14 protein-coding genes are annotated in these 13,709 nt (G+C 28.3%); 6 read left to right on the forward strand and 8 right to left on the reverse strand.

Annotation, left to right across the window (positions count from 1 at the left end; genetic code table 11):
* Positions 1-84 precede the first annotated feature (84 nt).
* Positions 85-1,629: a type I restriction-modification system subunit M gene (locus tag J3E06_RS05940; protein WP_013179706.1), complete on the forward strand. Its 1,545-nt coding sequence runs from the start codon at positions 85-87 to the stop codon at positions 1,627-1,629.
* A 21-nt stretch (positions 1,630-1,650) separates the two neighbouring features.
* Here J3E06_RS05940 and J3E06_RS05945 read toward each other — a convergent pair whose 3' ends face one another.
* The 6 genes from J3E06_RS05945 to J3E06_RS05970 form a co-directional block, all read right to left on the reverse strand.
* Positions 1,651-2,889, reverse strand: coding sequence for a restriction endonuclease subunit S (locus tag J3E06_RS05945; RefSeq protein ID WP_013179707.1), 1,239 nt, complete (start codon positions 2,887-2,889; stop codon positions 1,651-1,653).
* A gap of 12 nt (positions 2,890-2,901) precedes the next feature.
* The gene (locus J3E06_RS05950) at positions 2,902-3,057 is read right to left on the reverse strand and encodes a hypothetical protein (RefSeq protein WP_013179708.1); all 156 of its coding nucleotides are present in this window, start codon (positions 3,055-3,057) and stop codon (positions 2,902-2,904) included.
* 252 nt (positions 3,058-3,309) lie between these two features.
* On the reverse strand, positions 3,310-3,990 hold the full coding sequence (locus tag J3E06_RS05955) for a hypothetical protein (RefSeq protein WP_013179709.1): 681 nt from the start codon (positions 3,988-3,990) through the stop codon (positions 3,310-3,312).
* A gap of 114 nt (positions 3,991-4,104) precedes the next feature.
* Positions 4,105-4,443 (reverse strand): hypothetical protein, encoded by a 339-nt coding sequence (locus J3E06_RS05960; RefSeq protein WP_013179710.1) that lies wholly within the window; start codon positions 4,441-4,443, stop codon positions 4,105-4,107.
* A gap of 85 nt (positions 4,444-4,528) precedes the next feature.
* On the reverse strand, positions 4,529-5,014 hold the full coding sequence (locus J3E06_RS05965; protein ID WP_013179711.1) for a hypothetical protein: 486 nt from the start codon (positions 5,012-5,014) through the stop codon (positions 4,529-4,531).
* A gap of 98 nt (positions 5,015-5,112) precedes the next feature.
* On the reverse strand, positions 5,113-5,355 hold the full coding sequence (locus tag J3E06_RS05970; RefSeq protein WP_013179712.1) for a hypothetical protein: 243 nt from the start codon (positions 5,353-5,355) through the stop codon (positions 5,113-5,115).
* Between the two features lie 933 nt (positions 5,356-6,288).
* Here J3E06_RS05970 and J3E06_RS05975 point away from each other — a divergent pair.
* The 3 genes from J3E06_RS05975 to J3E06_RS05985 all read left to right on the forward strand — a co-directional run bounded on the left by J3E06_RS05975 (position 6,289) and on the right by J3E06_RS05985 (position 8,136).
* Entirely contained in the window at positions 6,289-6,933 is a 645-nt protein-coding gene (locus tag J3E06_RS05975) for a hypothetical protein (protein WP_013179713.1), read from the forward strand.
* A gap of 36 nt (positions 6,934-6,969) precedes the next feature.
* Entirely contained in the window at positions 6,970-7,857 is an 888-nt protein-coding gene (locus J3E06_RS05980) for a tyrosine-type recombinase/integrase (protein WP_013179714.1), read from the forward strand.
* A gap of 90 nt (positions 7,858-7,947) precedes the next feature.
* Complete coding sequence (locus J3E06_RS05985) at positions 7,948-8,136, forward strand: hypothetical protein (RefSeq protein ID WP_013179715.1); 189 nt, start codon at positions 7,948-7,950, stop codon at positions 8,134-8,136.
* Here the strand turns inward: J3E06_RS05985 and cobK are convergent.
* Positions 8,126-8,983: a precorrin-6A reductase gene (gene cobK, locus J3E06_RS05990; RefSeq protein WP_013179716.1), complete on the reverse strand. Its 858-nt coding sequence runs from the start codon at positions 8,981-8,983 to the stop codon at positions 8,126-8,128. The genes J3E06_RS05985 and cobK overlap by 11 nt on opposite strands.
* Positions 8,984-9,120: 137 nt before the next feature.
* On the reverse strand, positions 9,121-10,605 hold the full coding sequence (locus tag J3E06_RS05995; protein ID WP_013179717.1) for a sodium:solute symporter family protein: 1,485 nt from the start codon (positions 10,603-10,605) through the stop codon (positions 9,121-9,123).
* A 674-nt stretch (positions 10,606-11,279) separates the two neighbouring features.
* Between J3E06_RS05995 and J3E06_RS06000 the strand changes: the two genes are divergently transcribed.
* Positions 11,280-12,542: a dicarboxylate/amino acid:cation symporter gene (locus tag J3E06_RS06000; protein WP_013179718.1), complete on the forward strand. Its 1,263-nt coding sequence runs from the start codon at positions 11,280-11,282 to the stop codon at positions 12,540-12,542.
* A 133-nt stretch (positions 12,543-12,675) separates the two neighbouring features.
* Positions 12,676-13,536 (forward strand): UPF0280 family protein, encoded by an 861-nt coding sequence (locus J3E06_RS06005; RefSeq protein ID WP_013179719.1) that lies wholly within the window; start codon positions 12,676-12,678, stop codon positions 13,534-13,536.
* Positions 13,537-13,709: the final 173 nt, after the last annotated feature.

The raw sequence follows: 13,709 nt of genomic DNA on the forward strand, positions 1-13,709 counted from the left end.
AAAATATAGGTAAAGATAATTACGTAATAGATTAATAATATTATAATGATAATTTAATAAAATAATAATATATTAAGGGTAATTATGATAACAAGCACTAAACAAAAAGAACAAAAAAATCAATTAAATACTAAATTATGGTCCATTGCCAACGATTTAAGGGGTAATATGGAACATAATGAGTTTAAAAATTATATTTTAGGAGTAATTTTTTATAGATATCTTTCTGAAAAATTGGAAAATAGGGTTTCTAACTTACTTAAAGAAGATAACATAACTTATGCGGAAGCTTGGAATGACGAAGAATACACTGAAGAGCTTAAAGAAGAATTATTAGATGAAATAGGTTATTATATTGCACCAGAATATTTATTTTCCACAATGGTAAATAAAATAACGAATACTAAAGACTTTACAATTGAGGAATTATCCAAAGCAATTGGTAGTATAAACGAATCTACACTCGGAACAAAAAGTCAGGATGCTTTTGAAAATTTATTTGACGATTTAGATTTGGAATCCAACAAACTTGGCCAGAAAGTAGAAGCAAGGTCTAAACTTATGGCTAAAGTACTTTCTAAGATTGCAGAAATTGATTTTAGTCACGAAGATTCTGAAATTGATGTTTTAGGAGATGCTTATGAGTTTTTAATATCTCAGTTTGCTTCAAGTGCGGGAAAGAAAGCAGGGGAATTTTATACACCTCAACAAGTATCTAAAATATTGGCCAAAATTGTAACGATGGGTAAAAAAGATTTAAAAAGTGTTTACGACCCAACTTGTGGTTCAGGCTCTTTATTACTTAGGATATCAAAAGAGGCAGATGTACGTAAATTTTACGGTCAAGAAGTTATATCGACCACTTACAACTTGGCACGTATGAATATGTTATTACACAACGTATCTTATGATAAATTTGACATACAAAATGATGATGTTTTAGAAAACCCTAAACATTTGGGTAAAAAGTTTGATGCAGTAGTTGCAAATCCACCATATTCTCAAACTTGGGATAATTCTATGCATAATGATGACGATAGATTTAGCGAATATGGAAAAATGGCTCCAAATTCCAAAGCAGATTTTGCTTTTGTACAACATATGATTTACCATTTAGCAGATAAAGGTGTCATGGCCGTTGTATTACCTCACGGTGTATTATTTAGGGGTAATGCAGAGGGTACTATAAGAAAATACCTTATAAAAGAAAAGAATTATTTAGATGCTGTGATAGGACTACCGTCAAATATATTCTTTGGAACGGGTATTCCTACAACTATATTGGTATTTAAAAAATGCAGAGAAACTGGGGACAATGTTTTATTTATAGATGCTTCAAACGATTATGAACCTGGTAAAAATCAAAATATACTTAGGGACGAAGACGTTGAGAAAATAATTGATACCTATAAAGAAAGAAAAGCAATTGATAAATATTCAGCGGTTGCTACTTTGGACGATATAAAAGAAAATGATTACAATTTAAATATTCCTCGATATGTGGATACTTTTGAAGAAGAAGAACCAGTCAATATGGAAAAAGTTAAAGCAGAAATTAAAGAATTAAAAGAACAATTTTTAAAACAGGATGAAGATTTAGAAAAAATATTAAATGAATTAGAATTATAAATTAAATAAATATTTTTATTTTTAACATTTAACTCGTATTTCTCCAGTAAGTAACTTCTGCATTAAACCTTTTTTTTGCATTTTTAAAAGTTCTAATTTTTCCTTTAAAATTTCTATTTCTTTATCTTGCAATGATAAAACTTCTGCAATTTGTTCCTGTTCTTCAAGTGTTGGAAGTTGTATTTTCATATTTTTAATGTCTTTTCCATATAAATGAACTATTGTAGTTCCTTGTGCATATTTTGCTAATTCATATTTTTTACCATATGTTAAATAATATGCCAAAAATTCGTTATTATATTTATTTTCGTATTTTTTTCTTAATATATTAATATCTCCCCCCAATATTACGTTTTCTTCATTTATTGCTGTAGCATTTGCTAAATCAATCCCTGTAGTAGTGGTAGATGCGGGTATTAATATATCCCCTTTTTCGGAATGTATTTTTTCTTTAAAATCTGTTTTACTAAGCACTTCTTTTATAACTTCAGAATATGTCGTATATAGTTCACCGTATAATATGCACTTAAATTTACCATTTTTATTTAACTTTTCTTTAGATAATCCATTACCTTTTAAAAATTTGCAAATTTCACCTAATTTAACTTCTTTCCATTCTTCATTAAATCCTGGGAAACGAACTTTACCAGTTAATAAATTTTGCATTAAACCTTTTTTATATTCTTCCTTTTTAGAAATTAAATTTTCTAAAGTTTCAATATGATTATCCCATTTTGTTAAGATTTCCGCAATTTTTTGCTGTTCTTTTAATGGGGGAAGTGGTATACATAAATTTCGTAGTGATTTCAAAGATAAATTTTTAATTGTAGAGCCAGTCAATTCCGAATAAAATTGAGAAACAGTTCTGGGAGATTGAATAACATAATAAATAAAATTTTTAATATTTTTATTTTTTAGATTAATATAAGCCACACTTTTGCCCAACAAAATTTTTTCATTGTTATAATATGAGCAATTTCCAATAGTTCCATTTATCGATAATAATAATGCATCTTCTGCAATTTTTTGTTTTAATTTATTAAATTCTTCAAAACTTATTAATTTAGTATCGTTAGTATGTACAATAGTCCCATTTTTTAAATTATTTCCATTTATAAAATAATATTTTCCATTAGTACAATATTTTGGAGTACTATGTATCCCATCACCAATGAAACTACAAACGTCCCCTAATTTTTTAACTTCCCAATCATTAGGTATCAAACCTATTTTAGTTTCTTTATATCCTTCTTTTATCATTTTTATCACTATTTAATTTTTCCTTATAACAATAGCTTTTTCTCCGTCAAATATTTCATGAGTGACATTAACTTCTCTATCTTCTAAATCTTTTAAAATAAATTCTACGTCCGATTTACTTAAAGTTACTGCGAAAGCGTTTCCATTTTTATAAATCTTTTTAATCAAATTATCACCAAAATTATTCTAACGTAATATACGATGTATCATACAAAATATATAAAGGGTGGTGGTTGGGGTCTTGTTGGTGGCGTATTTAATAACATTTTATATTGGCTTGGGACGTGGTTGGGGTCTGTGGCGAGCCAAAAGCCGAGGGAGTTAAATCCCTCGTTTGCTCTTGTTTTGCTGTTTAATGGTCATAATATCGTTATATTTTTATATATATCGTTATCGTTATAATTATAACTTATATATAATTTATAAAATCTTTAAAACCGTTTCAGCGTATAAATCGTTTAAGCGGTCTTTAACTCTTTTATCTTTCGGTTTTAAAATTATTTTGCCGTTTTTAAATATTCTTATTTCTCCGACTTCCTTATAAGCTTCTGAAATTGTTTCTTTAAGTTCTTCAACATCTTTATTAAATGGCTTTTGGTATTCAATGTTAAAATTAAACTCTAAGTTTAATAACTCGGTTAGCTTGTCAAGTTCCCAAATCATATAATAGGTATCGTTTTCTATACGTCCACCGCTTAAAAGTACTCCTTTTTTATTCATATCTACAATAAAGTTTTTTATATCGTCGTTGCTCATTTCATTACGTTCTTTTTTTCTTCTTAAGTCCCATATAATATTAGAATAGCTTAAACTTCTCATCAACTGACTTATTTTAAGTTCTTTGGGGTTGGGATACTTTTTAATAAATATTTTTTCCATTTCTTCATAAGAATTCATATTCATTAAACTTCTTTCGGTCTCTGTATCGACTTTAATTTTATAATTATCCGCTAAAAGTTCAGAATATATATGTTCTTTCAATCTTCTTGTTAAATCGTGCTTAACGTGGAACATACAAATATTGTAATCTTTTTCAATCTTTTTAAGTTCATTCTCTAAGTTTTGTACGTTAACTGTTTTATATTCTGAAATTGCTTCCATATTTTCACCAACCAACCTATAATTTAATTTATTTGTTAAATTAATTAATAAATAACTAAATAAATAATATATAATAAATAATTAAAAATCTATTAAAATTAATTAAATATTAAATTAATAAATCGTTAATAAAATTGTTTTTTCAAATGTAGACTCATAAACATTAGGCTCTACTTTATTATACGTCTTATCTTTTAGATAATCCATCATAGCTTTTGCAAGGTCGTAGTTTTCACTTTTTAAGGTCTTTTCTTCTAAATTTCTAATGGTATCCCATTTATAATTTTTTATTTCCATTCTGCCGGTTTTAGTATCCATTATTGTGCATTTTTCCGTATCGTCATTATAAACATACTTCTTGTTAATCTGCGGTAATGTTATTCTAACCATCCATTGGTCTTTAACATTGCATACAATTTCTAATTTTAAAAATACTACTTCGGTTTTTTGCATCTCACCAACTCCAAACTAAAAGATTGATTAAATAAATGATTAAATATTAAATATTAAATTAATAAATATTAAATTAATAAATAAATTAAAATTCAATTTTTTCAGCTTCTGAAATATTTTCCGTTAAATAATTTACCATGTTCCTAAGGTCCTCTTTTGGAAGTCTCGGAGCTTCTTTATTTAATTCATTTTCATAAAAGTTCAATTCTTCTTTAAAATCCGTTAAAACTTCATCTTTAAAGCTTTCTAATTTTACACGCTCGTCAAATGGGTCCCGATTTTCTTCAAATGGTATAAACGGAATTTTATAAATTTCTATCTCTTTTTTATCCAAATCAACTGTATAATGATATTCAATGTCTGAATGAAAACCCAACCCAGTGCAGTGGCCTTTATTGGCCAACATATTTTTAAAAATTTCCGTATCTTCCATATTATACAAATTTCTAATGTCTCCGCCCGCCATACGTCTTAAATAAACATATGCACCCCACGGGTAATTATCCGAATGTTTATAGATTACATAGCTTAAACCATTCTTTTTTATTTCGTATGTTCCTCTTGTGCTCACTTTATCAACTCCAAACTAAAAATATTAATTTAAATAAATAATTAAAAGTAAATTAAAATATTGAAAATCTAAATCGATTATTACAATCTACTACATTATTACGCTAATACTAAGCCCAATTTAATATAATGACCTTGACCGGTTCCATCTATCTCATATCTTACTTGCTCGTATTTTTTCGCTTGTTCTGTCGCTAATCTTAACGCTTTTATTTTTAACTCTTCATAATCTTCGAAATTTACATATATCTTTAATGGTGCTATATTTTCCCATTTTTCATATTTTCCGGTCTTTTTATCTTTGTTTCTAAATTTAAGTTCTACATAACCGCTGTAAACCATTTACTCAACCCCACATTATTTAATTATGTTTGATATTAATGTACTGTATAGTGTACTGTACAATATAATATACGCAGGACTAATATTTAAAACTTTCGGTTTAAATCTCAAAAAAAGTACGCACAACGGCCTATATATAATATAACATTTTAAAATAGTTTAATATGCCACTTGGTCAACAATGTCCCCAATAGAGACCCGAAAGGGTCGACTACACTGTTTTTTTATTTTCCCAGACTTGCCCGTAGCACACCATTACGGTGTGCGGAGGATAGCAAGTCGTCAGCCTAACACGTCATATAAAAAATTTGGTCGAAAGGCCAAATTTTTCCAACAGCTAAAAAAGTTCTTTTGATACTTTTCTTTCAAGAAAAGTATATAATATAAAATTACAAAATCGACACAGCTCTCCGTCAGGACTAATAATAGTTATCAAGGACCCGTACTGTAAAACTCACGCACAACTCAAAAGGAGCATAGAATGAATATCAACAATAAATGATTATTTCATATAAAATAAGATTAAATTATCCTCTATATCTTTAAATAAGTTCTAAAAAAATAAGCACGAATTGACGTTTATTTCAAAAAATAAGGAATTCAACCGTTAAACAAATTATTAATAAAAATAGCTATTTTCCAAGTTTGTACGGTGATTTTAATTGATATCTGTCATCATCCATATCTCCAAGGTTTATACCAGCTTTTTTAAAGGAAACCGGTTTATCTAAAGCCCCATTTTAGATAATAGCCATAGTGATAACTTCACTATGCTAAATAAAGGCCAGAACGCCGTTATAAAAATATTATTTTTTAATATTTGTCCGACAAAAAGTATACTTTTTTACTAAACACGATTATCCGTAAATACGGATATGTTACTAACTTATATAAATCTATTGCTACCTTACAGTTTTTTTAGAGGTGATGGCAATGCCTAAGATGTCATTTTATATGGCTGACGATAACGAGAAAGAACACTTTAAAAAGTTAGCAAGAAATATGGGTTTCAATAGCATTTCCACATATGCAAAGTTTGCAATGGAATTCACAAATAAACAATACCCTCATTATATGGATTTATTAGCCCTAATGAATAGAATTGATTACAAATTAGATTTAATTAAAGTAGAAAATCCAAATAAACAAAATATAAACTCATACAATAACCCATACAATAATCAAAACCAAATAAATATGGAAAAAGAACAAAGAAGTCCAAGCTATAACTATGAAGATATAGACAACGTTTTACCTGAAAATCAGGAAGACGTAAACAAAATAACGGAATTAATAAACAATAGTATATCAGGTTCAAACGTCTTAAAATTAAAAAGTAATCTTTTAAAACTCTTAAACACCGAACCGGATAAATGGTGGTCTTTTAAAAACATTTTAGAATATCTAAACATTGATAATAACCTAAAGCAAAAAGAATTTAGAATACTTTTAGAAAGAGACAGAGAATTTAACGCATTAGTTGAACGTAGTATCGGGCAGGATAGAAATACCTACTTTAAATTACGAGATGAAATGATACCACTTAACGAAGAATACGAAATAATAGCGATTAATTAATGATTAAATAATTAATAAAATAGAACAGGTGGTATAATGAACGAAGAGTCAAGGAATTTAGCAAATAGATATTTAAACTTTTTATCTGCACGAAGTAAGGACACTTTAAAAAGTTATCGAGCTTCATTAAATATTTTTATGAACTTTTTCCAGGAAAAAAGTTGGGAAACTATAACCATCGATGATGCGTTATTTTTCTATAATAACTATCGAAGTCATAATGGAAAACCAATTCAGATAAGTACGACGATTAGACGTTTAACAGACGTTAACCGTTTTTATGAATGGGCAATTGAAAATAAATATTTAATAAATAATCCTTTAAAGCTCTATGTAAAGACTTTAAGACCTCAATTAAAAGAAAGGCAATGTTTAAGTAAAAATCAAGCTAAACTATTACTTTCAAAAATAGAAGACTATCATTATTACATATTTACATTATTTCTTATAAAAACAGGCGTACGTATAAGTGAATTCATAAACATTTCGTTAAATGATATGGATTTATCTGATAGGTCGATTATAATCAAGAGCGGGAAAGGAAACAAGGACAGATACGTATTCATTGACGATGAATTATTACTTCACATAAAGCAATATTTAAAATACAGAGAATTTTTAAATCCTAAAATAGATAGATTGTTTTTAACCAAAAGCGGTTATAAACTTTCGGAGGGTCAAATATCCGATTATAGAAGATATTTAAGAACAATCTCGAAAGATATCTTAAATATTATTGTAACTCCTCACGTACTACGCCATACATTTGGAACATTAGCCTGTGAAAGCAACATGAATATTGAAATATTATCTAAAATAATGGGACATGCAAACGTTAACACGACAATGACTTACATACACTCAAGTAAGGAGTTTAGAAAAAAAGAGTTTTTAAGAGTAATGAATAATAAAGATTATCTATAACTTTTAAAAAATATTATATATCTCAATTAATAAATATATTATCATACATCAAATTACCATTACATAATGTAAAGGGGTATGGGGAGTATTATGCCATTAAAAGTTTTAAAAGGTAAAAAAGGGGATATGAGCGTTTTCGGTGTCTTAGCACTAATTATATTAATTATTTTAGTTGCACTGTTTTTATTTATATTAAATAACTTCCCAGAATTGATAAATAGTACTTTAAATAATACGTTAAATAATACTTTTAATAGCACAATAAATACTACTGTATAAAATATTTTATTAATTCATCTATTTTATTAAATTTTAACTCGTATTTTTGATTAAATTCAGAATCGGTTATATTAGAAATTGGTCTTTTTACAACTATTAATTTAGCACCTGCTTCTTTTGCACCATTCATTTTTTCGTAGAATCCGCCTGCTTTACCGCTATCTTTAGTAATTACCACATCACAATTATAATCTAAAATTAAATATTTGTTCAACTTTTCTGAAAATACTCCCTGCATAGCAACTATATTTTTAGGTGGCAAAAGTTTTAAAGCTTCTGAAACTGAAACAGGCAACATTCTCGCTATAATTTTGTTTTTATCATACATAGCATTTTCAGAAACTTCAACGACACTTTTTAAATTTTTTATACCTGCCATAAAAAATATATTACAGCTCGGTTTACTGATTTCAAAGGCTTTGAGTATGGCATCTTCATAATTTTCCGCAAAAATTATATTTTCTTCTTTTAATTCTTTTTCTAACTCTTCAATATCACTGCCTGGTCTTTCATATCTTAAATAATGGATTTTTAATTCATTACATACTTTTAATCCAGTTTGGCTTGCTTTCATTGCATAAGGGTGTGTAGCATCGATAAAAAAATTTATTTCTTCTTCTATTAACCTTTTTTTTAATTCTTCATACCGTAATGGTTTAGATATTACTTTATCGGCATTTATTTTAGCGATTTCTCCACCAAAATCTGTTGCCGTAGTTACAATTATTTTTAAATTTTTATTACTACCCGTATTTTTATTTAAATTATCTTTTAGGCCTTGCACAATCTTTGTTGCATCGCTTGTGCCTCCTCTAACCCAAATATTAAAATTTAAATCTTTTTTCATAGAATCGCCATTTTTATATTAACTTACTATTTTATTACTTTAATACATTATTTAAAAATAACGATTTAAAAATTAATCTCAAAAAAGTAGATGAAATGTAAAATAAAAGTAAATAAAAATAAATAAAAATAGAAAATTTATTGAATTTTAGGGAAAGCTTCTTTTAATTTTTCATTAATTGGCTGTGGTTTAGTCATTAAACTAACAATTACCATCACAACTAACGAAACTAAAGCACTACTTGCGTAAATAGCTTCCCAAGCACCACTAACAAGACCAGTAAATAAATTTAGTTCTAAGCCCCATATTAAGCCAGCACTTACAAGGCTACCGATTACCATTCCAGCCAAAGCACCTTCTTTTGTAGCTCTTTTCCAAACCAAGCCCAATACTAATGGTATAAATACGCCAGACGTGTAAACATCGTACGAATAAACCATTAAAGTAAGTATACTATCGAAATTTAAAGATATAACTAAAGCAAAAATACCAACTATTATGGTACTCCATATTGATAAGTTTAATATCTTCTTATCGCTTACATTTGGATTATTTGTTTGATAGAAGTCTTTTACAATGTGTGATGTTGAAGCAGTCAATAATGAATCTGATGTACTCATTACGGCCGCCAATATTGCAGCTAAAAACAAAGCACCTACGCCACTACCGAATACTGTAATCATAAGTTCTGGAACAGCTGTTCTCGGGCTTGCAATTATTGCAGCAGGGTCATTTGATAAAACTAAAGCAGCCATACCCGCTAATGCCGGTAAGAATGATAATATCATCAATAATATACCTGAAATTATGGCACCTTTTTTAGCTACGTTTTCATTTTTAGATGCAAATAATCTCTGGTAAAAATCTTGTCCTATCAATGTATACATTGTAGTACCTGCTAAAATAAGCGCAATAGTTCCGATTCCCGCTGAACCAAAGTTAAAATACTGGTCCGCAGGTATTGGTAAAACATTAGTTTTTTGTAATGCTTGTAAACCGGTAGAAATTCCACTCATACCCCCAACTTTCATAAAAGCTAAAGCTGTAGCTAAAATAACACCAACGCTACCGATAATGACTTGTATGAAGTCAGTTAATGCAACAGCCCATAAACCAGAAGCTGCCGTATATGCAATGAATATAAATGTTGAGATTATTGCGCCCAAAAGTGGGTCAATACCAAGAACTTGGAAAACTGACGAAGCACCATTTATTAAAGCTCCAATAATACCTATTAAAGCCGTTAACGATAAAAATGCAGATAAATATCTTATATTTCTGGAATTATATCTCATTTCTAAAACTTCAGGAACTGTAAACAATGCTAAAGCTCTCATCGGTTTCGCAAGGAATAACCCCAATAACAAGAGACCTAAACCGCAAGCAAAACCATACCAAACGCCACCTAAACCAGATAATACACCGTGTTCAGCACCGCCCAATATAAAGCCCCCTCCGTAATGTGTAGCTGCTAAAGTAGCAGTTGTTAAAAATATCCCTAAATTACGACCCGCTAATAAGAAATCGGTCGAATTCTTGATAAATCTTTTTGCGTATAAACTTACAAACAACATTAACAATAAATAGCCGGATATCGTAATCCAGATTATTAAATTATCCATTAAAACACCTCAAACGGTAAAATATAGATTTTTAAATATTTAAAAAAATTAGTATCTCTATTATTACTCATAATTTAAGTAATTATTTCTATTATTTTTATTATTTCTATTATTTTTATTATTTTTATTATATTATTTCTATTTAGATATTTATGTTTCAAAAGTAATGAACAAGGCTTAATTAAGTTATTGACTTATTTTAGCCCCGTTAATCAATTCATTACTTATGGTGGTGTATACATATTGCACAATAAAGGATTACAAGTATTTAGTGTTATTAAATTTAATTTATGATTATTATATGTAAGTTATATGTAAATTCGTTTAACAAATAATTATTTAATTACAATACTTGCATAAATTCTTATTATGCAAATCATTATTATGTTAAAAGTATTATAAAAATCAATCTATTAGTTTTTTGATATTGTTATTAAATTTATTGATAATAGTGGCAATATATCGATAAAATACTATATACATACAAATATGCTTATATTACAATATATTAAGTATATTGATTATTTTAATTATTTTAATTATTTTAATTATTTTAATTCAAATAGCAACTTTAATATAAAATATATCGTATAATTTTATTAATATTCAATTTTTAAAAATTTTTAGAACATTATTTTAATCTTATCATTTTTAATATGTATGGCGGGGATATTATGAATTTACTAAAAGCTTATTTAAACTACCCAGTTTTAAATAAAATACTTATTGGGCTGATTTTAGGTTCAATTGTGGGCATTATGTTTGGAGAATCGATAATATTCTTAAAACCGTTGGGTGATTTATTTATAAGACTGTTGAAGATGTTGGTTATTCCAATAATATTGTCTACGATTATTGTAGGTTCTGCAAGCATTAGTCCTGCAAGATTGGAAAGAGTGGGCTTAAAAATAGTATTGTTTTATATGTTAACGTCAGCTTTTGCTGTAATAGTCGGTTTATCTCTTGGAAATATATTTAAACCAGGTATGGGTTTACAATTAGTTTCTAATACTGCTGAAATTACTGTTAATCAAGCACCTTCGTTAATAGACACCTTTTTAAACATTGTACCTACAAATCCATTTACGGCTATTGCGTCAGGTCAAGTATTGCCTACAATATTCTTTGCAGTGATATTAGGTATAGCTTTAAGTTATCTTATAGATAATGAAAATGAGAGGATATCCAGCTCTGCAAAGACTTTTTATAAAATTTTTGAAGCTTTAGCTGAAGCAATGTACTTAATAGTTAAGGGCGTAATGCAGTATGCACCGATTGGCGTATTCGCACTTATGGCTTACGTAATGGGGACACAAGGAACTACAGCGATTTATTCACTATTTGGAATTACTTCAATTATGTTTGTAGGTTATGCAATACAGATATTAATTGTTTATGGCATAATCCTCAGAATCTTTAAATTTAATCCATTAAAGTTTTTTAATAAGGTAAAAGACGTTATTATAACCTCATTCGTGACAAGAAGTTCAAGTGGCACCTTGCCGATTACTATGGAAGTTGCAGATGAAAATTTAGGGATTTCCAAATCGATTTATTCATTTACTTTACCTCTGGGTACTACATTAAATATGGACGGTACGGCGATATATCAAGGTATAGCCGTATTTTTCATTGCAAATGCAATTGGTGTGCCATTAGGGCTTGAACAACAAATGATAATCGTTTTAACTGCTTTACTTGCATCAATAGGGGCTGCGGGTGTCCCTGGTGCAGGACCTATAATGTTAGCAATGGTTCTTGCAAGTATCGGTATATCCTTGGAGAATCCTTCTGTAGCCGCTGCATATGCTATGATATTGGGTGTAGATGCTATATTGGATATGGGTAGGACATTAGTTAACGTAATGGGTGATACTGTGGGTACGACAGTTGTAGCAAAGTCTGAGCATGAAATAGATACTACAAAATGGGAATAAAAAATAACGAATAAAAATCTATACTATTCCATACTAATTTATAATAATTGCAATACTTTATGATAATCTATAAATATATATTATTCATATTTTATTTTTTAATACTTTAAATTTAACAAAACTTGGGATATTTATGATAAAATCTAATTTAAACGAATTTAAAGAAAAATTTACGGCGAAATTATCCATAAAAGAAACAAATATTCTTTTAAAATTTAAAAATGGTAATGTAAATAATAAAATTAACAATAAAAATAATCAATTTGTGAAAATTGCAAAAGATACAATTATTAAAAATAGGTCAATTCTCGAAAATTATATCTTAAAAAACCCCCTATTTTTAACCTCTTACGAACCTTTAAATTTAAATCAAATGGATAATTCTATTTTCAACATTAAAAGGAATGAGGATGAAATTCCAAATATAATAACTAATATGATAGAAGCGGGAAAAAACGCAAATGTAGGGCCGATGGCAAGCGTTGCAGGTACTTTTAGTCAGTTAGTGGTGGAAGAATTGATAAAAAATGATTGTATAAACCCCGTGGCTGAAAATGGGGGCGATATTTACTTAAAGCAAAATGGAAAACCCTGTGATAATGAAGATACGGTAATTGGACTTTATGCGGGAAAATCGAATATAAGCGGACATCTGGGTTTTAAATTAAAAAAAGAAACTTTAAAAAAGGGATATGGTGTTTGTACATCTTCGGGAACTGTTGGACATTCTGTTAGTTTGGGAAATGCTGACGCAGTCGTGGTTTTTGCAAGAAATGCGTACATAGCCGACGCAGCAGCTACAAGTATAGGTAATTACGCTAAAGGAACGCCCGAAGAAGCCATTTCAAAGTGTTTGGAGCGAGCAGACGAAATTGATAAAATTGATGGCGTTTTTATTGCAATGGGTGAAAATGTTGGCATACGTGGAAAATTGCCTAAATTAGTCAGTACTGATAAAAAAGAAACATATAATACTACATTTGAGTTAATTTAATTTAAATATGTGATACAACAATATTTATCCGTTTAAATTTAATCAAAACATTTATTATCTAATAAATCTAATAAATAATTATAATATACTTATATCGAATTGTAATGATAAAATAGTAAAAATAAGATATATAAATTAAAAATAAATTAAAAATAACAATACTACTAAAATAA

It is taken from the genome of Methanococcus voltae (assembly GCF_024807655.1).
In the GTDB taxonomy this organism is placed as follows: Archaea; AGJL01; Methanococci; order Methanococcales; family Methanococcaceae; genus Methanococcus; species Methanococcus voltae_D.